Below are 19,241 nucleotides of genomic sequence, written 5' to 3' on the forward strand. Positions count from 1 at the left end.
ATCCTCGACGGCCGCCGCACATCGAAGCGTTTTCCGAAGCCGCGTCCGGACGACTGGAGCCGGCAACCAGCGATTCACCATAAAGTCGCGCATGGCGCGCCGGGGAGATGAATCGGCAACCCGTCCTGTCCATTGTGGCCGGACCGGCCGCCGCAACGGCGCCGGGAGAAACCAGACCAAGCAGGGTATCGGCCGTGTCCGACATCTCAGGTGCAGCACGATGGTTGGCGCCTGCGGCGAGGGCCGGCAGGCGCAACGTCTGGCTTGCCGGCGTGGTCGCGCTGACCGCGCTGCTGGTGCTCGGCAATCTCGCCAACGATGCCGCGCTCGACCTGCCGTATGGCTGGGACGTCCGGGTCAATTGCGCGGCGGTCGATGCATATGCCGACGGCCTCGATCCATACTTCGTCAAGAACCTGAAGGGCACCAATTATTCCTATCCCTATCTGCCGGTGACGCTGGACGTTTTCCGTCCGCTCTGCGCGGGCGGCGTTCTCCTCGATCACTACAGGAGCATCTATCTCGTTCTCGCCGTGCTCTGCGCGCTGCTTCTGCCCGGCTTTGGAGCGCGTGCCAGCGCGCGCGATGCCGGCTTGAAGGTGCTGTGCGCGCTCGGCGCCTTCGTCGGTTTCGAATTCGTGGTGGCGTCGGGGAATTTTGCGCTGCTGAGCGGCGTGTTGACCGCGATCGCGCTGAAGCTGCTGCTACGACCGCTCGCGCCCGAACGAGATCCGAGCTTTTCCTTGCGCCTCGCGGGCGCCGCGCTACTCGGCCTCGTGACCTCGTTCAAGCTGGTGTTTGTCCCGGTGCTGGCGGCGCTCTATTTCCTGCCGCTGCCGCGCGGCCGCAAGCTGGCCCTGATCGCGGTGGCCGCGTTCGCCTTCGCGTTGCCGGTCGCAGTGTCGCGGCTGCTGTACCCCGATCTGTTCGCGAGCTGGCTGCTCGCGATCGCAGGACAAATTCCCGGCCAGCATGCCGTCGGTCTCGTCGAGACCAATCCGTCGCTCTTGCTGCTGGCGCGCGACCTCCTGGCCCAGGCCGGCTTCGGTGACGGCAAGCCGGCGATGCTGGCAGCCTATGTGCTCGCGGCACTCGCGCTCGTGCTGGTGCCGTTCGCGCAGTCCGTCCTGCGCGCGGCCGCGAGCGGATCGATGCGGGGAGGGGTACCGATCCTGACGCAGCTCGATCGCTGGCTGATGGATCACCCGCGCACCGCCATGCGCATCACGGTGCTCGCCATGTTCGCGCTCTATCTCACTTCGCCGCGTCTGAAGGAATATGCCTTCTTCGAGCTCGCGCTTCTTGCCGCGATCCTCATCGTCGATCTGCCGGCCGCGGCGCTCGCCGCCATCCTCGGCATCGGCCTCGCCTTCCCGGCCCTGGTCTCGCTTCTGGGCGCACCGATCGAAGGCACCTTCATCCTCCTCGTCATCGCGCTGATCTGCTTCTGGATCGTGCTGCTCGATTTCCGCGCAGAGCCCGAGCGTCTCGAGCGGGGCTGATTGATGCGGAGGCCAGCTTCTTCAGTCTGAAACGGGCATGACAACCAGCGCATTGGAGCACCTTCCGGCAGGGTCGCGATCCCGTGGCCTGCCTTATGGCTGCAGACCCGCTTCTGGAGGCTGCGGCCGTACAAGGGAACGCTTGCGACGCGCCCAAGAGGTTAACATTTCCGGTACGCCAGAGCGGTTGACCTGATCGAACGCCACGGCGCCCAGGATCGCGCTTGCTCCCCCGAGAAATGGGACGGCGTAGTAGGCGTAACGGTTGAATCCGTAAATGAGAAAGGCCGGAAATGCGACGCTGATCAGCGCGAGCGAGATCATCAATGTTCCGGCGGCCGGCAGGCCCGCGGGGAGTGGCCGCATCAATCCGAGTCTGGCCGCGACGAGGCTTGTGACCAGAACGACCACGAGGATCAGAGTTGCCGCGGATACCCACCGGATCGGCCCAGGGAGGTCGTCGTACTCGCTCGAGATCGTCAGGCCGCAGCATAGGTCGGCCAGATCCGGTCGCGGCTGGTAACCAAACGTCAGGAGGTAGCTCAGCCCCAGCTGCAACCGGGCCGGCGTCGGCAAGACCAACCGCTCAAGCCGCCAATGAGGTTTGTAATAGTCATGGATCAGCTGCCCTGGCTTGAGTCCGGTTGGACTTCCAAAGAATGGGAATGGGTCCCGTCGGGCAAAGAACTCGTAGCCCTGCGGATTGACGGTTCGCCGCGCGGTGCTGTTTGCATCGAACAGCAGGAAATACATCTCGCGCAGAAAATGCGCGGTGAGATGCCGATACAGTGTCGATGGTGTCGTCAGCGTTTCGATGAAGATGTCGCGAACCACCTTTTCGAACTCGGCTGCGCTGTCGCCGGGCTGCTCCAGCAAATGCATGGCTGCAAACGGCCATTGATATACGCCCGAGTCGGGCCAGCCGGTCGGGGTGTCGGCTGCCCGCATCTTCTCGACGAGCGCGCGCGCGTTCGCTTTCCGGTCGAGATGGACGCCGTGATCGAAGTCGGCGGAATAGCCGACCACGAACGCCATGACCGCGAGGCTCTCATTGCCCGCCGGACGCTTTCCAATCGCGTAGTTGACGGCAGTCGGGATCAGGTACACGGCCGTCGCAAGCCCGCCTGCCAGAACAAGCACAGCCAGTCGGCGAGGCCATCCGGCATCCAGCACCACGGCTAGCCAAAGCAGGATCACGCTCGCTTGCCCGACCGCCGCCGACCGGCAAGTCATCACTCCCCCCAGCGTCAGCCCCACGCCCGCTGCGGTCAGGAACGCCGGCCATTTCCTGAAGATGACGCCCGCGGCCAGCAAGGCCGCAAGACTGATAAGGAAGTTGGAAATGGTCTCAGCGCCAATGGTGTTGTCGTAGTGAACCGTGCGCCCGTAGAGCGCGGCGAACAGAAACGCCATGACTGACAGAATGCGGGGAATGCCGGCAAGGCGCAAAGTCGCGGCGATCAGAAGGGCAGTGCCGATGCTCACCAGATGCTGAGCTATGACGAAGACGATGATATTCGGACCGAACAGCTTGGATAGAAGCACCAGGAAGATGGCCATGCCGTAAGGCCGTTTTCCCGGGTCATCGAGATAATGGCCCGTCAGGATGGATTGCGCCTCGTCCAGATAAGCACCGCCATCTTCGTGGAGGAAATGATCCGGCCAGGACACCAGAAAAGCCAGGTGAACCAATAGCGCCAGAGCGATCACTCCGAGCCAGATCCAGAGCCACACGATGCGGCTTGCCCATGTGCAGCGTGCCGGCCGCCCCGTCAGCGGGCCCTCTACCTCTTGGATGTCGGTGGTAGGCATGGACTCTCCGGATTGTCTGAGTGAAGGCGGCAGCGGCCCTCCCTCAGGATGCCCCTCGCGCAGGCCGGGTCCCGCACACCGTCCAGCTATATCCGTGACGATGATAGATCTTCACGTCCTCGAATCCGCCGGCTGGGAGCAGCGCCCCGGCCTCTTCGCGCGTGTAATATTTGGCATAGGCAGGATTGAGCTGATCGTAGATGGTCAGACGTCTGACGCTGCGCGGAAACTTGGCCAGCACCGAACGCATGTAGGACCGCATCGGGAGCGGCAATATTCGGCACAGCCCGATGTAGGCCGTCAGCGCCCATTCCAGAATGTAGGATAGCGCCACGAGCAGACGGTGCGGCAACAGGACCGTGAGCCTGCGTAGCGGGACCGCGAGCGACAGATAGGTCTCGTTGCCCTCGTAACCGTAGAGCCAGACGATGCATCGCCCCCCGGGACGCAATGCCTCGAACGCCGCACGAACCACGGGAATCGGCGCCGGTATATGATGCAAGACGCCCATCGAAACCACGTAGTCCAGCCCGAGATCCGGCGGCAACCGGTCGCCGGCAATCTGCAGATAGTCGATCTGATCCTTGCGCGCGGCCGTGTTGTCCTTCAGGACCTGCATGGCGGCCGATGGCTCGACCGCAACGACGCGAGCGGCTCCGGCATCCAGCAGCATGTTGACGATGCGCCCCGAGCCGCTGCCGATGTCGGCGATCGTCTTGCCTTTGAGTTCATCAAGCGCGACGAGTGGACCAAGGAGGTCGGCGAGTAAGACGGCGGATCCATAATAGCCCGGATTGTCGCGGAACGCGCTCCATTGCTCTCCGAAATCTCTGATCGTGTCTTCCTTCAGATCGGGCATGGCGAGCGTTCCGGCGTCGTCCGCTCAGCGCGGCGCAGGGCGGGCGAGCCCCAGCAACCAGATTCCCAGGGTGAGGATCGGCCACAACGCGAATGCGTTGTCGTTCTTGCGCTCGAGATGGTCGTTCCACAGCTGCCGGACCGCATCGGGCCTCAAGAATGGCGCAAACACGTCGGCTTCCCGGTTGAGAACGCGGTCGCAGATCGACCGCAGCCCGCTCCGCATCAATTGCGCAATGGGCACGTTGAAGCCGCGCTTGCGTGACCAGGCAGCTCCGCTCGGCATGCCCAGGCGTTCGGCGAGCTTGCGCAGCACGTATTTCGGCGCTCCCTTCGGCCAGGGATTGAGCAGCGAGGTGTCGATGGTACCTGCGAGGTCCATCATCCGTCGGTCCAGGATCGGAACGCGCACCTCCAACGAATGGGCCATACTCATCGCATCGACCTTAGCGAGGACGCTTTGCAGATGGAAGCGCTGGTCGGCGATTAGTGCCCGGTCAAGCACGTTTGCGTGCGGCTCGGCGTAATATTCGGCGTATTCGGCGAAAGGATCGGTCGACGCCAGATCGGCCATCTCGCCGTCATAGATCTTTTCAGCCAGAAAGCTGGGAACGAGGCGTCGCCATTGCAGGTGGGGGCTGTTGCCGGCTTCACTCAGCCCGAGCGCAAAGCGCGCGAGTTGGGCTGCCGCCGGAAGCCGCTTCTCGTTGCCGCGCACGGATGCATAGGCGATGCGGCCGGCCAGGCCTGCGACGGGGCGTGGCACGACGTGGCGCACGCGCTCTGCCATTATGGTCGCGGCGTAAGTTTCATATCCGCCGAAGAATTCGTCACCGCCATCGCCGGACAAGACGACCGTGCAGTGCTGTCGGACGGCGCCGGCCAGATGGTAGAAGCCAAGCGCGCCGGTGTCGGCGCACTGTCCGTCGAAATGGTACACCACGGCGCGGAGCGCACTCTCGGCCCCTTCGCCTGCTTCCCCGTCGATGACCTGAAGCGACAGGCCTGCGGTAGCGGCAATCTGGCGCGCCACCGCAGTTTCATCATGGCTCTTCTCCGTGAAGCCGGCCGTGAACAAGGGCGGCTTCAATCCGAGCCGGCCGAGGGTGAGGCTGATCAGCGAACTGTCGATGCCGCCGCTCTGCAGCACGGCGAGCGGCACGTCGCTCACCATCTGGCTCTTCACCACTGTCTCGACCGTCGATTGCAGCCGGACAACGGCTTCATCGAGGTCGCGGATCACGGGTGCGCGCACCGGCCTCCAGAAGCGTCGCTCGCTCCGCTCGCGGGCGGTGAATCCCACCATCGTGCCGGGTGGGACTTGTTTGATGTCGTGGTACAGGCTCTGCTGCGTTCCTGGATGGCCTGCGGCGAGATAGGTATGCAGTGATACGGGATCGATCCGCGCGGCGAGGTCTCCGCTCGCCGTAAGTCCCTTGATCTCGCTTGCGAACAGCACGCGGCTGCTGCTCTCGGAATAATAGAGCGGCTTGATCCCAATGCCGTCGCGGGCCAGGATCAAGCGGCCCTCCTGCCGATCCCACAGGCCGATCGCGAAAAAGCCCTCGAGGCGCCCGAACATCGCTTCGCCCCAGGCAAGATAGGCGTAAGGGAGGATTTCGGTGTCGCAGGTGCTGCGAAACCGGACGCCGAACGATTGCTCGAGCTCGCTGCGCAATTCGCGGTCGTTGTAGATCTCTCCGTTGTACGTGACGACGATGCGCTCCGACGCGTCGAGCATAGGCTGGCGCCCGGCATCGGATAGATCGCGGATGGCGAGCCGGCGGTGGGCGAGGCCGACAGGCCCGTCCAGCCAGGTGCTGTCGCCGTCCGGCCCGCGGTGAACCAGCGCAGCCGACATCGCCGCAACCGCGCGGCCGTCGGCGGGGCGCCCGTCACGATCAAAGATGCCCGCTATCCCGCACATCGCGTTCTCTTGCCGACGAAGGTCATGGTCGCTGATTCATGATCTGCTTCAGGAGCACCGCGAGCAGCCCCATGGCGACGACGAGAATGCTGAGCAAGATCGCGCCGACGCCCAGCACGAAAGCGCTGACGAGCTGCATGATGATCCCGCCGATCAGCGAGACCAGTGCAAGCGCCATGCACATCATCGCCAGCAGCACGAAGATCTTCAGCGGGTTGTAGTAGGTGCAGGCCTCGAGAACGTATTGCAGTGTCCGAATTGAGTCGCGAAACAGGTTCACCTTGGACCGACCGATCCGCTCGTTGTAGTCGATATCGATGTAGTCGACGAATTTCGCATTCATCATGTAGGCGAGCGTCAGGGACGTCGTGAAGCTGAAGAGATCGCTGACATGCTCGAAATAGGAGATCGCGACCTGCCTGCCGAACACGCGCAGACCGGAGTTGATATCGGGAATCTCGCGGTTGGCGGTGAATTCGACGATCGTCTTCAAGACGGCGCGCAACGGCGACTTCAGCATCGACTCGCGGTAGTTCGGCCCGGTCCTGGCGCCGACGACCATGTCAAAACCCTGGTTGAAGCGGGCTACCAGCGCCGGAATCGCCTCCATCGGGTAAGAACCATCGGCATCGCTGATGACGATCGTATCGTACGTCGCTGCGCGAATCCCGTCCTTCAGCGAGCGGCCGTAGCCGATGTTATGGGGATGCCTGAGCACCTTTGCACCCGCCTGTTCGGCGAGCTCGCCGGTCCCGTCGACCGAACCGTCATCGATGATGACGATTTCATAGGGGGTGAGTTGAGCGCCGTCGAGAGCCGCCTTGGCTCGATCAATGGTTTCAACAATGCCGTTGCGCTCGTTGAGCGCAGGAATGACGATTGAAATCATAAGCGACGTGCAATGCAGGTGACAGATTGTCCGAAGAAGCTTCGTGAGAGCGGATCGAGCGCACGCGACAGCGGCACCGCATATTTGTCGAACAGCGCGATCTGCCCGTTGACGGCGGCATCGTTGAGCGACTGATGGCGCTTCAGGCGATTGGCAAGCCATCCAAGTCCGCCGATCGGATTGAAGTAGTTCAGCCGGACCAGCTCGACCGGTTGATCGGCGAGCAGCTTGGCGAGGCGCGCCGTGGTGTAGCGGCGGCAGTGCCCCGCGAGGCGATCGAGATCATTGTAGAGCAGCATCAACGCCGGAACGCTGATCAGGAGATGTCCTCCGGGCTTGAGCACCTGCACCAAGTTGGCAATCGCGGTAGCATCATCCTCGATGTGCTCGAGAACGTTGATGGTGAAGACCGCATCGACGCCATCGGGAAACAGCGAATGCAACTGATCGCGGATCAGAATGTCGCAGACGGCGAACTTGCGGTCGGGCATCGCCCTGGTGGCGCGTTCGACGCTTTCGCGGTCGTGGTCGACGCCGTAATAGTCGCCGAGCTCTCCGAGCACCCTGCTGTAGAGCCCATGTCCGAACCCGATCTCGACGATCTCACCCCTCAGATAGGGGCGGAACTGGTCGACGACCCAGGTCATGTAATTCTGTGCGTCGGCGATCGCGCTGGAATACGTATCGGCCCCGACTTTCAGACCTTCCGTCGTTGGCCGGGCGGGAAAGGAGGTTTGAGCCATGGAGCCTGCGCCTTGTTCTTGCCCGAGTTAGCAGCGAGCGCCGCATTTCTCAAGAACATGTGGGGCGCTATCGCCCTAAAGTTGACTCAGCCGGTGGCAGACCATCTTCCACCGATGGCTTATGCGGCGCGTCATGGCCATAGGCCCGCTTCCGAAGGCTGCGGCCGCGCCGGGCCGCCAAATCGCGTGGTGCGGGCAGCCGGGGTCGAACCGGCACAGCGCTTGCGCACCGAGGGATTTTAAGTCCCTTGCGTCTACCAATTCCGCCATGCCCGCTTGATCCAACGAGATCAAACACTTAAGTCCGTGCCGGCGGTCTGGAATTGGCGCGTTTGCCGCCGGAGGGACGGTTCTTCCTTAAGCGAGGTGGGGGCACAAGGCAAAGCCTCAATCCGGACATCTGTTGCTGCTTTAGGCATTCTCAATCCACGGGGGCTATTCATCCGGCATGCCTGCTTCGTCTTCCTCATCGCTGCGCGGCTTTGGCGCGCTGTTCGCGCTGCTTGCGGCTGGCCTCGCGCTGTCTGGCTGCGCCGGCGTGAGCGAGACGATCGCACCGGCTTTTGCCGATCCCGCCAAATACGAGCTGCACGATTGCAAGCAGCTGGAGGCTGAGCGCAAGAACCTCGCCAATCGCACCGCCGATTTGCAGAGACTGATGGACAAGGCGCAGACCGGGGCCGGCGGCGCCGTCGTGTCCGAGCTCGCTTATCGCAACGACTATGTCGCCGTGCGCGGGCAGGCTCAATTGGCCGAAGACGCTTGGCGCCGCAACAGATGCCGGGAGTCGCCGCCCGAGGAGCCGCCGCCTCCGGCATCGCCGGCGGCCGCCGCCAAGCCCGCAGCGAAATCCGGCAAAGCCGCCCGCTGAGGCGCCGCGCCCACGGTGCTTCGCATCAGGGCCGCCAGCTATAGATCCAGTCCTGTCGCGCCAGCATGCGCTCCGGGCCGAGCGCGCGGATGGCGAGATCGCGTGCGAGCGCGAGCGGCCCATTGAGATGATAGATGCGGCCCTGCTGCCGCGCGGTCCGCTGCACCCGCCGTACCCGCGCCTGGCGCGCCCGGCCGTATTGCGTCAGCGCGGCGGCAACCGCTTTGCTGCTCTCGGCGGCCTCCAGGCTCAAATGCCGGGCGAGCACGGCGGCATCCTCGATCGCCATGCCGGCGCCTTGCGCTGCGAACGGCAGCATCGCGTGCACGGCATCGCCGAGCAGCGCCACCGAACCCTTGCTCCAGGGGCAGCCGTCCGGCACGCCGAACAGCGCCCATTTGCGCCAGCTGTCGACCGCGGCGAGCAGCATCCGCGCCGCGGGCGGCCAGCGTGGGCCGCTAAAGGCGTCCATCACCTCATGGGCATCGCCGGGCGTGCTCCAGCCCGGCCGGTTCCAGGTGCCCGGCAGCACCGCGACCACGTTGATCTGGCGTCCGCCCGCGATGGGATAGGCGACCAGATGGGCGTTCGGTCCCATCCAGAGCTGCACCCGGCGCGCGGTATAGTCCTTCGGCAGTTGCGTGGCATCGAGCGTGCCGCGCCAGGCGATCAGGCCGGAAAAGCGCGGTTGCACCTCGGGAAACAGATGCTGGCGCACCGTCGACCAGATGCCGTCGGCGCCTACAAGCGCGCTGGCGAGATCGCTGCGGCGGATCGTGCCGCTGCGATGGACCACCGTCAGGCCCTTGGCATGAGGCGCGACGTCCTCGAAGGTCGCGCCGAGCTTCAGGTCGATGTCGGGATGGTCGGCGACTGCGCCGGCGAGGGCCGCTTGCAAGTCGGCACGGTGCACGACCCAATAGGGCGCCCCGGCGCGCAGCGAGGCGGCTTCGCCGAGCGGCATGCGCAGCAGCTCGCCGCCGGCCCGCGCGCTCATGATCGAGAGTGCTTCCGGGATGACGACGCGCAGCTTGAGGCGCTGGGTCAGGCCGAGATCGACCAGCACGCGGCTGGCATTGGGCGAGAGCTGCAGGCCGGCGCCGACCTCCTCGAGGCGTTCGGCTTTTTCCAGCACGACGATGCGGAAGCCGCGCGCGGCGAGCGCGAGCGCAGCCGTCAGGCCGCCGATGCCGGCACCGGCGATGACGATCGTTCGGGAGAGCGCCACCCCTCAACCGGGGACGCGGTCAGGCCACCTTGTCCTTCAGCACGCATTCCGGCGGGCGGGCTTCGCCCGGCTTCAGGTCGGCCGCGAAGCGGTACAGCGTCGAGCAATAGGGGCAGATGATCTCGTTGTCGTTGCCGAGGTCGAGGAAGACGTGCGGATGGTCGAACGGAGGATTGGCGCCGACGCACATGAACTCTTTCGAGCCGATCTCGATGACGGGAACACCGGCATCGTTATGGAAGTGCGGGACGACATGGTCGGACATCGAAGTTCATCCTGGAGTGGCAATGGCGGCAGACACAATCACGAACTGACGCGGCATCTTTGAGGCGCCGCGGACCATACTGGCGGGTACAGGTGATTGCTAGTCCAGCGGAACCGAAAAGCTTCGCAAGCGCCCCATGCTCATTTGCTCATGCAAATTCGACACAATCTTGCGCCCCTAGAGAAGCCCTTCTTTCGTCGGGGACGTTGTGTCGCAATTTTGGCATACTATCTCTGTGGTTGCGTGAAACCGGGACGAAAGACGTAGTGTTCCGCGCAAGCGATCTTGAGGGCATCCGGGCTTTTCCACATGAAGTGGCTGCGAATCAGTACGGCGTTGGCGGGAATGGCCGTGTGCGGCTTCGTGCTCGCGCAGGTGGCGCCGCATGCCCGCGAGGCCGGCGCGATCCTGGTCGCCCAGGATGATCCGGCCGCGCTCTCCGAGCTGAAGCTCGATGCGCTGCTCCGGCACAACGACCGCCTGGTTCAGGACAACATCGAGGCCGCGCTCGCGGCCGGCGATGCCGATCTCGCCGACAGTTTCGTCACGCTGGCGCGCGAGCGCAACATCGCGCTTCCCGACGACCTCCTGAGCCGCGTCAATGACGCCGTGAAAGCGGAGAATTCCACCGCGCATTTCGCCAAGCGCTTCGCCGCCGGTCTCGTCACCGGCAACGCGGACGATGTCGCCAGCTTGTCCGGGACCGTGGCCGGCGATCTCTTCGTGTTCGGCGACATCAGGGACGTGGTGCGCGAGGGCAAGCACCTCGCCATGGGCGAAGACACCGACCGCCTCGTGCTCTCCCTTGCGGCGGCCGGCCTTGCGGTGACGGCGGCAACCTACGTCTCCGTGGGCGGCGCCGCGCCGGTGCGCGCCGGACTGACGCTGGTGAAGGATGCGCGCAAACTCGGGCGGCTCGGCGACGGGCTCGCCGCATGGGCCGGCCGGTCCGCGCGCGAGGTCGTCGATGCGCCGATGCTGCGCAACGCGGTGGCATCGGGCTCGGTGCTGCGCCCTGGCCAGACCGTGAGCGCGATCAAGGCCGCGTTCCGGGCCGAGAAGGCCGGTGCGCTGGTCCGGCTCGGCAAGGACGTCACGCGCGTCGCCGGAAAGACCGGCACGCGCGGGGCGATGGATACGCTGCGTATCGCCGAGGGTCCCAAGGACATCGCGCGCGCCGCGCGGCTTGCGGAAGCGCAAGGCGGCAAGACGCGCGCGATCATCAAGCTGCTCGGCCGCGGCGCGCTGCTGCTCGTCGGCGGCGCGTTCGATCTGGCGATGTGGCTGTTTGGCGCGGTCGTGACGCTGTTCGGCCTGCTCTCCTCCATCAAGGCGACCACCGAGCGCCTGACCCAGGCCTGGTGCGATCGCAGGCGAGCGCGGCGGCTTCGCCGCGCGCAGGCGGCCGCCGACGCCGCTTTGGCCAACGCGGCCGCGGCGGCCTGAGGCGCGATCCGCTTCGGGCTATTGTTTGAGCATGATGTTGCCGGAAAACCGCTGCACACTTTGCCGGATCGTGCTCTAAGATGGCGTCATTCCCCTCAACATCTCACGGAACTGCTGATGCCGAGCTTTCACAACGGCGCCGTTGAAATTTCCTATCTCGACGAAGGCGAGGGCGATCCGATCATCCTGGTGCACGGCTTTGCCTCCAGCAAGAACGTGAACTGGGTCTATCCGACCTGGGTTTCGGAGCTGCGCAAGAACGGCCGCCGCGTGATCGCGCTCGACAATCGCGGCCACGGCGAGAGCGCAAAGCTCTACGAGCCCGCGCAATATTCCATTCCCGTGATGGCCGGCGACGTGCTCGCACTGATGAATCATCTCGCCATCCCGCAGGCCGACATCATGGGCTATTCGATGGGCGGGCGGATGACGGCCTGGCTCGCGCTCAACGAGTCGCAGCGCCTGCGCTCGGCGATCCTCGGCGGCATCGGCATCGGCGGCCTGATCGAGGGCACCGGCCCCGGCGAGAACGTTGCCAAAGCGCTTGAGGCTCCGTCGCTCGACGACGTCACCGATCCCGTCGGCCGCACGTTCCGCGCGTTCGCCGACCAGACCCGCTCCGACCGCCGGGCGCTCGCCGCGTGCCTGCGCGGCACGCGCAATCTCATGACGAGACAGCAGGCCGCGCGCATCGAGGTGCCGGTGCTGATCGCCGTCGGCTCGACCGACGACGTCGCCGGAAGCGCCAGCGCGCTCGGCGCCCTCATCCCCGGCGCGGAAGTGCTGGACATTCCGAACCGCGACCACATGCGCGCGGTCGGCGACAAGGTCTACAAATCAGGCGTGCTGGATTTCCTGTCGCGCCGCGGTTGAGACGATGAGGTCGCATACGATCAGGGCGGTGTTCAGCTGTCCTGAAGGTCCATCCCGAAAGGCCATCCACTCCTCTGAGGGATGAATGATGGACGCCTCCAGATCGACTTTCGTAGGCTCGCCTAATTCCGTGGAAATCCCTATGATCGACAGGCTTTAGGCTTAGCTTCGTCTTGCCCGGTGGAATGGGAGGGGCAATGCCAGCTGGGGGCACAGGTGCCGAGATCGACCACGAAACCGACCGGGACTTCCCTGTCGCGATTGCGATAACCCCGGCTTCCTACGAACAGCGTCGATTGGCTGTCTATGTCGTCGCCGTTCTGGCAACGGTCGCAATTATTGTCGCGCCATTCGCGGCAACGCCGCTGCCGCGGATCGACAATTTCGTTCCTGTCCTTCAAACAGTTCTGGCCCTCGCTGATCTCATCACCGCCATTCTGTTGCTAGCCCAGTATCGCGTCCTGCCACAACGTGCCCTCCTTGCCGTGGCGAGCGCATATCTGTGCAGTGCATCATATGCGTTCTTGCAGACGCTCACGTTCCCGGGCGCCTATGGGCCTCAGGGTCTGTTCGGAGACGGACCGAACACACCGGCCTGGCTCTTCGTGCTCTGGCACGCAACGTTCCCGCTCGGCATACTCGTCTATGCTCTCATGAAGGATGGTCGCGAGCCGACGAATCCATCCGTGGGAACGGCTGCGACAGCAATGATCCTGACCGTTGTTGCCGTTTTCATCGCGGTAGGCGTGACCACGTGGTTCGTCAGCGCGCATGTCGGAAGCCTGCCTGCGTTCTATGAAGACAGCATCATCAGGCAAACCAACCTGGGAAATCAGGCCAATGTCGGCTTGCTGCTCTGGTACTGCATTGCTCTTGCAGTCCTCGTGGCGCGAGGACGCACGATGCTCGACATCTGGCTCATTGTGGTCCTGATGGCATGGTTGCCGAATTTCCTGGTGGCTGCGCTCGCCAGCTCGGTACGATTCTCGCTGGGCTGGTATGCGGGCCGTGGTTTCGCACTCATCGCAAGCTTCATGCTTCTCTGCGTGCTTCTGACCGAAATGACAGTGCTGTATTCCCGCATCGCAAACGCGTTCTCGCTGTTGCGTCGCGAGCGCGCCAACCGCCTGATGAGCGTGGATGCAGCAACGGCTGCGATCGCCCACGAAGTGCGCGGTCCGCTCGGCGCGATCACGCTCAACGCAAGTGCCGCCCTCACGCAACTTCGGACACCATCGCGCGGCTCGGGGAGATCGAGGCCATCCTCAGCGACATCGAAGCCGACAGCCTTCGGGTGGATGACGTCATTGCTGGCACGCGCTCCCTGTTCAAGATGACCACCGGTAGCCGCGGACCGGCCGAGTTGGGAGACATTGCCCGTCGATCTCTCGTTCTTTCAGAGCCGGATCTTCTGAACAGCGCGGTATCCGTCGTGACCGACTTCCAGGACGATCACGTGCTGGTCTATGCCGATCAGATCCAGTTGCAGCAAGTCATTCTGAACCTCATCCGGAATGCGATTGATGCGATGAGCTCGGTTGGATCCGACGCTCGCTTGCTGCGATTGGCGACCAGCGTCAGCGGCTCGACCGTATTGCTTTCGGTGGCCGATACCGGTGCGGGCATTGCGGCCGGCGATAATGACCTCATCTTCGAGGCATTCTTCACGACAAAGCGCTCTGGCCTTGGACTAGGTCTGGCGATCAGTCGAACCATTGTGGAAAGCCATGGAGGATCCCTGCGGCTCGCCAGATCGGGGCCGGATGGATCCGTCTTCGAACTCTCGTTCAAAAGATATGGCGATTGAGCTCGTGCGCTTGGCGACCAAAAGTCGATGACGGCAGCTGCCTCACACCGCCTTGTCGCCGAACGCGGCGGGAAGCGTGTTGAGGAATGACATGACGCGCTGCGTGCGCAGGGGCGGGCGGCGTCCGGAGGTGCGCAGCATCCATAGGGGTTCCTCAGGTGCGCGCCAGGGCGCAAGCACTTCGACTAGCCGGCCGGCGCGAAGGTCTTCGCCGACGAGCCACGCTGGCCCCCAGCCGATCCCGAACCCATTCGCGATCAAAGCGAGCGCAGCATGCGCGTCGTCGCAAATATGCTTGGGCTTGGGCGTGATGCGAATGGGGCCTCTGCCGCGCGGGTCGGCGAAGCGCCAGGTCAGGATCTGACCGGTCGCGGGATTGCGGAAGCCGACGTGGTCGTGCCCGGAAAGCTCAAAGGGCGTCGCCGGCGCGCCGCGCGCCTTCAGATAGGCGGGCGAGGCGCAGGCGATCCAGGAGAACGTGCAAAGCCGCCGCGCCTGATGGCCGGGCGCGCGGTCGAGGGGCCCTGAGCGGATCGCGACGTCGACGCCTTCCGCCGCGAGATCGAGAATCTCGTTGCGGAATTTGACCTCGATCTCGATCTCCGGCCGTTCCCGCAGGAACGCGGGCAGTCGCGGCAGGATGCAGGCGCGCGCGAACGAGGCGGGAGCGGTCACGCGCACCCGTCCGCCATCGTCGCGCGCGACCTCGCCGAGCGCGGATTGGACACGGGCGAGGCTTTCGGCCAACGCGCGTCCCGCCGCCATCAGCCTGTCGCCCTCTGCGGTCAGCGCGAGCGAATGGGTGGAACGATGCAAGAGCCGCAAGCCACGAGCTTTTTCGAAGCGGGCGACCGCCTTGGACATGGCCGAAGTGGTCGTCCCCGCCCGCCGCGCGGCTTCGGCGAAGGAGCCGGCCTCGACGACGCGGACGAAGGCGAGGAGGCGCGAGAGATCGGGAGGCAAAGTCGTTGTGGACATAGAGTCCACATAATCATGGCTGCGAAGTCACTACAAGCACTGGCCCCGAACGGCTAGTCAGGGAGCGTCAGCGCGCATTCAGCGGCGCTGGAAAACGCGGGAAGTCCGATGAACCCAATCGAAATCACTCTGCAAGCCCTCGACGCCGCCGAACGTGCGATTCCGCCCGGCCAGCCGGTCTATATGCTCAATCTGCTGCGCTACCGCGCGCAGGCGCGTTACGAAGACGGATTCGACGCCGCGCCCTGCACGGGCCGCGAAGCCTTTCATGAACGCTACAGGCCGGCATTCCGGCGCCTTGCGGCCGGTAAGCCGCTCGCGCCGATGTTTTCCGGCCCGCTCCTGGCGAGCCTCGTCGGCGCGCCCGGCGAGCACTGGGACGAAGCGGCGATCAACGAATACGGCGACTTCGCCACCTTCCGCTCGATCGTCGACACCGAGACCTACCGGCGCGAAGTCGCCCCGCATCGGCACGCGGCGCTCGAGGATTTCCGGCTGTTCGCGCTCGCCAAGGCGATGTGAAATTGCGAGATTGCGGTGACGGTGCACGATAATTTGCCCTGACCAGAGCTGTCAGATATGGGGATTGTTGCACTGGCATCGTCATTTCAGACCCGCTCCAATCATCGTGCGCTCGCCGCCTGCCTCCGCGGCACGCGCGACCTCATGACCCGGGACGAAGCCGCGCGCATCGACGCCCATGCTGACCGCAGTCGGCTCGACCGACGACGTCGCAGGAAGCGCCAGCGCGCTCGGCGCCATCATCCCCGGCTCGGAAGTGTGGACATTCCGGACCGCGACCACATGCGCGCGGTCGGCGACAAGGTGTACAAGAACGGCGTGCTGGAGTTTCTCACGGCGGGGGTGAGGCGTGGTGGGCGAAGGGCAACTATACTGAAACTTATTCCGCAAATAGGGTGCTTAGTCCATTCAAGGCCACGTGCGTCCTACACAAGTCACTTCTTGATTTCGGTAACCTCAAGCACAATTTGGCAGCTGCCATCAGTGTGATTTACATAATCGCCAGCCGGCTTATCCACATTTTGCCGGCGGTCTATTCGCGTTGCAGTGAGCGTAGCAAGCTTCGTGCTTCTATAGATAGCCTTGGTGATGTTCTTTGTCCCCGAATTGTCGCATCTGAACGTTCCCGGATACAGCTTGCAGTTACCGCCATAGTCGGGGACCTCGAGGTCCTCGGCAATCACTATCGGACGATCGACGATTGGTCCCATGCTCTTCTCCAGTTCCGCGCGCAACTGCATCGTGAAGGACGTGCAGAGTTTGTCGACCTCCTTGCGGGATCCGGCTCGGCGCGTTGAGTATTTCGAGTCTAACGTTTCAAAGTAGCTATCAAACAAGGAAAAGGAGACGCGGGTAATAGTCGGGGTGTTTGGCTTTCCGTAGATAAAGATGTCAGCGGAACGATCCAAAAGCATTCCTTTGTACTGAAAGTATCGGTCACCCCCGTTTTTGTCCTCAATCCATTTCCCGCTGGGGTAGTCGTCAAGAAGCTTACTAAAGGATGCTGTAAAACGAGGGCCTTTGTAGTCGACGAAATTGAAAACGACGGGATTATCTTTGAGGGCCGGGAGCGCTACCGGTTGTGTCGGCGGCGTCTGAGTAGCTTGTGGCGACGGGCCGGCCATTTTGGTCGAAGGGGGAGTTGCTTGTGTTGGCAAGTCCGAAATTTTGCCGTCGCCCGACGTTGCGTTCTTCCTCTCGCGCTGAGAAAGCTCACCTGAGGCAAATAGCCATATGCCGATCAAAGCTGCCGCGAGTATTGAAGTAACAAGGAAAGCGCGCAGCGGCCGTTCCCGCCGAGGCAATGCCTCCCTGATTGCGGCCACCAATTCGGCGCTGTCAGGCCCAGACTTCTCGTGGCGAATGCTATGCTTCTGAAAAGCTACTAGATCTCTAATGTCGTCCGGAAGAGCGTTAGAGGACGGCAGTTGGGGCATGTTAGTGTCGCGACCAACGAGCACCGGGATAACCGTTATGTCTCGCTTTAGGGCCGATGCAATCTCTTCTCGTACAAAGTCGCGGGTTTGCACGCTCGCGTAATCGTGCAGAAGTTTCATCCAGTGAGAGCCAATAACGACGATTAGGACGTTGCAGGCAGCGAGGGCCTTGTCGAGCTCGCGTTCAAAGCGCTGGCCCGCTCGCATATTATCAACGTCGATGAAAACATTGTTTTTCCCGAAAGCGGCTCGCAAGCATTCATAGATGAACCGAGCGTCCGCAGCCGCGTCATCGCGACGGTAGCTGATGAAAATCTTTCCTTGGCCGGCCATAAAGCCCCTCCAGTCATGGAGGTTAACTCAAGGTTGTAGCCAAATCAAAGATCCTTCTGGTGTCTCACAGTTTCCGGCTGCGACAGTCTAACCTGATCAGGTATTTTCTCACCCCGCCTTGCCGTCCTCCCCAAACCGTCGCCCCACCGCCATCAGCACCACGAACGTCGCCACCCACACCATGCGCGCCCCATAGCGGTCGTGGGGCCCCGAGATCACGCCGCAGATGAGGGCGTTGCCGAGCAGCGCCAGCGTCACTGTCCCAGCCAGCAGCGTCACGTCGTCCAGCCGGCGCCTCGCCAGCGCATGGCCGAGCAGGGCGAGCAGCGCCAGCATCGAGGCCAGCGCAACGGGGACATGCAGCCAGTTCACGTAATCGAAATTGAGACCCCAGTTCTGCTGCCGCGCCGCGCGCATCGGCGCGCCCTGCGCGGGGATGTAGCGCTCGATGATACCGCGGGTGTGCGGGATCCAGCCGTCGGTGCCTTCGCCGGTCGCCACGTGCAGCAATTGCTGTCCCATCGCGCGGAGCGCCGCGCCGGCCTGCCAGGCCGGATAATCCTTCAGCGACTGCACGACGATGGTGCCCATCTCCTCGTTCATGCCTTGGAAGCGGCCGAGCGTGTTGAACACGCTCTTGCCCCACAGGAATTCGTCGGCGCTCGCCGGCAGCTCGTTGCGATAGGGACACAGCTTGTAGCGTTCGCGCGGGCAACGGTCGTTGAGATATTGCGCAACGATGCCGTCCTGCATCATGCGGCCGAAGGCGACGCCGTAGCCGCCCGGCGTCCAGGCCAGCTTGCCGGACAGGGCGTAATTTGCCGACACCAGCATCAGGCCGCCCGCGACGATGGTGAGGCTCGCCTGCGTCAATCCCGCAATGGGCAGCCGCGCGCCCACAAACGGCCGCGCCATCCAGCCCGCGGCGCAAAGACCGAGCAGCACACCGAGCGTGGCGCTATGCGTCCCCGCGGCAAAGGCGGTGAAAACGAACAGCGCGATCTTCTCGACCGTCGAGGTGCGGCTTGCGCCGATCGCCAAGAGGAACAGCGACAGCACCGAAAGCCCGGCAAAGATGTCGGTGAGCAGCATGCTCGCAAGCCAGGGCAGCGCGGTCGACACCATCAGGCCGAGGCTGATCGCGACGAAGCGGAAGGTCTGCATCAAGTCCAGCACGCGCAACGTGAGCTGCAGCAGCCACAGCGTCGCCAGCGACTGGGCGGCGAGGTTGATCCAGAAGCCGAAGCTCTCGCCATAATGCAAATAGAGGCCGAATACCGTGGAGCGGCTGGGGACGAGATAGCCCTCGTACCAGCGCGCCAGATAGCCGCCGGTATCCCATTGCAACAGCGGATAGCCGTTCCAGAGCGCCGGCGCGATCATCAGGAGGGGCAAGAGAAGGGGCAGGGCCACCGCCGCCAGCCGCAGCCAAAACGTACCAGCGGCGCGCGCGCGCAATTGATCGGTGGTAATGCTCAAATCCGCTCCCGGCCTCACTGGGGATCAATGACCCCAATAACGGCTCAGAGGGAATTCACCAAGAGTTTGAAGCCGCCCGCCTTGAATTTGGCGGAACTCTGACCACTTTGAGCCGACCTTGCCGCTTGGGGCGTCCAATGAAACCCTTGTGTTTCAAGGTCTTGGCAGACCCCGCGGGGCAGGGTGCTGTTCACTCTCAGGCAAGCCCGTCGGGACTTTGTCGCCTAAACTGTGCTATACGAACAGCAAAAGACGCCCATTCGAAGAGCAAA

At 63.7% G+C, this 19,241-nt stretch carries 17 protein-coding genes, 1 tRNA gene and 1 pseudogene; 8 read left to right on the plus strand and 11 right to left on the minus strand.

Features of this window, described 5'->3' with window-relative positions; genetic code table 11:
• Positions 1–194 precede the first annotated feature (194 nt).
• Positions 195–1,502, plus strand: coding sequence for a hypothetical protein (locus tag AC24YW_RS15335; RefSeq protein ID WP_487483526.1), 1,308 nt, complete (start codon positions 195–197; stop codon positions 1,500–1,502).
• A 93-nt stretch (positions 1,503–1,595) separates the two neighbouring features.
• Here AC24YW_RS15335 and AC24YW_RS15340 read toward each other — a convergent pair whose 3' ends face one another.
• The 6 genes from AC24YW_RS15340 to AC24YW_RS15365 form a co-directional block, all read right to left on the minus strand.
• Positions 1,596–3,314 (minus strand): hypothetical protein, encoded by a 1,719-nt coding sequence (locus AC24YW_RS15340; RefSeq protein ID WP_487483527.1) that lies wholly within the window; start codon positions 3,312–3,314, stop codon positions 1,596–1,598.
• 43 nt (positions 3,315–3,357) lie between these two features.
• Positions 3,358–4,173: a class I SAM-dependent methyltransferase gene (locus AC24YW_RS15345; protein WP_487483528.1), complete on the minus strand. Its 816-nt coding sequence runs from the start codon at positions 4,171–4,173 to the stop codon at positions 3,358–3,360.
• 24 nt (positions 4,174–4,197) lie between these two features.
• Positions 4,198–6,099, minus strand: coding sequence for an asparagine synthase (glutamine-hydrolyzing) (gene asnB / locus AC24YW_RS15350; protein ID WP_487483529.1), 1,902 nt, complete (start codon positions 6,097–6,099; stop codon positions 4,198–4,200).
• A 22-nt stretch (positions 6,100–6,121) separates the two neighbouring features.
• Complete coding sequence (locus AC24YW_RS15355; RefSeq protein ID WP_487483530.1) at positions 6,122–6,988, minus strand: glycosyltransferase family 2 protein; 867 nt, start codon at positions 6,986–6,988, stop codon at positions 6,122–6,124.
• Complete coding sequence (locus tag AC24YW_RS15360; protein WP_487483531.1) at positions 6,985–7,731, minus strand: class I SAM-dependent methyltransferase; 747 nt, start codon at positions 7,729–7,731, stop codon at positions 6,985–6,987. Before AC24YW_RS15360 ends, AC24YW_RS15355 begins: the two co-directional genes overlap by 4 nt.
• 187 nt (positions 7,732–7,918) lie before the next feature.
• Positions 7,919–8,007, minus strand: a tRNA-Leu gene (locus AC24YW_RS15365).
• Positions 8,008–8,179: 172 nt separating this feature from the next.
• Here AC24YW_RS15365 and AC24YW_RS15370 point away from each other — a divergent pair.
• A complete protein-coding gene (locus AC24YW_RS15370) occupies positions 8,180–8,602 on the plus strand; it encodes a twin-arginine translocation pathway signal (protein WP_487483532.1) in 423 nt (140 codons plus the stop codon).
• A 25-nt stretch (positions 8,603–8,627) separates the two neighbouring features.
• On the opposite strand, the gene AC24YW_RS15375 is transcribed toward AC24YW_RS15370, so the two are convergent.
• Together AC24YW_RS15375 and AC24YW_RS15380 are read right to left on the minus strand one after the other, a co-directional pair.
• A complete protein-coding gene (locus AC24YW_RS15375) occupies positions 8,628–9,830 on the minus strand; it encodes an FAD-dependent monooxygenase (protein ID WP_487483533.1) in 1,203 nt (400 codons plus the stop codon).
• A gap of 19 nt (positions 9,831–9,849) precedes the next feature.
• Positions 9,850–10,095, minus strand: coding sequence for a zinc-finger domain-containing protein (locus tag AC24YW_RS15380; RefSeq protein ID WP_131871198.1), 246 nt, complete (start codon positions 10,093–10,095; stop codon positions 9,850–9,852).
• A gap of 309 nt (positions 10,096–10,404) precedes the next feature.
• On the opposite strand from AC24YW_RS15380, the gene AC24YW_RS15385 reads away from it, so the two are divergent.
• The 4 genes from AC24YW_RS15385 (at position 10,405) to AC24YW_RS15400 (ending at position 14,221) form a co-directional block, all read left to right on the plus strand.
• Entirely contained in the window at positions 10,405–11,541 is a 1,137-nt protein-coding gene (locus AC24YW_RS15385; RefSeq protein WP_487483534.1) for a hypothetical protein, read from the plus strand.
• A gap of 117 nt (positions 11,542–11,658) precedes the next feature.
• A complete protein-coding gene (locus AC24YW_RS15390; RefSeq protein ID WP_487483535.1) occupies positions 11,659–12,414 on the plus strand; it encodes an alpha/beta fold hydrolase in 756 nt (251 codons plus the stop codon).
• A gap of 197 nt (positions 12,415–12,611) precedes the next feature.
• Positions 12,612–13,751, plus strand: a complete 1,140-nt coding sequence (locus AC24YW_RS15395; RefSeq protein ID WP_487483536.1) for an MASE4 domain-containing protein — start codon at positions 12,612–12,614, stop codon at positions 13,749–13,751.
• Entirely contained in the window at positions 13,709–14,221 is a 513-nt protein-coding gene (locus AC24YW_RS15400; protein ID WP_487483537.1) for a sensor histidine kinase, read from the plus strand. Before AC24YW_RS15395 ends, AC24YW_RS15400 begins: the two co-directional genes overlap by 43 nt.
• 42 nt (positions 14,222–14,263) lie before the next feature.
• On the opposite strand, the gene AC24YW_RS15405 is transcribed toward AC24YW_RS15400, so the two are convergent.
• On the minus strand, positions 14,264–15,199 hold the full coding sequence (locus tag AC24YW_RS15405) for a LysR family transcriptional regulator (RefSeq protein WP_487483538.1): 936 nt from the start codon (positions 15,197–15,199) through the stop codon (positions 14,264–14,266).
• 108 nt (positions 15,200–15,307) lie between these two features.
• On the opposite strand from AC24YW_RS15405, the gene AC24YW_RS15410 reads away from it, so the two are divergent.
• Positions 15,308–15,721, plus strand: a complete 414-nt coding sequence (locus tag AC24YW_RS15410; protein ID WP_487483539.1) for a hypothetical protein — start codon at positions 15,308–15,310, stop codon at positions 15,719–15,721.
• 81 nt (positions 15,722–15,802) lie between these two features.
• Positions 15,803–16,057, plus strand: a pseudogene (locus AC24YW_RS15415) (alpha/beta fold hydrolase); the annotation flags it as partial.
• A 98-nt stretch (positions 16,058–16,155) separates the two neighbouring features.
• On the opposite strand, the gene AC24YW_RS15420 reads toward AC24YW_RS15415, so the two are convergent.
• Together AC24YW_RS15420 and AC24YW_RS15425 are read right to left on the minus strand one after the other, a co-directional pair.
• A complete protein-coding gene (locus tag AC24YW_RS15420; RefSeq protein WP_487483540.1) occupies positions 16,156–17,490 on the minus strand; it encodes a toll/interleukin-1 receptor domain-containing protein in 1,335 nt (444 codons plus the stop codon).
• Between the two features lie 108 nt (positions 17,491–17,598).
• Positions 17,599–18,969, minus strand: coding sequence for a hypothetical protein (locus AC24YW_RS15425; RefSeq protein ID WP_487483541.1), 1,371 nt, complete (start codon positions 18,967–18,969; stop codon positions 17,599–17,601).
• Between the last annotated feature and the right edge of the window lie 272 nt (positions 18,970–19,241).

The sequence above is a fragment of the Bradyrhizobium sp. USDA3516 genome (assembly GCF_057651995.1).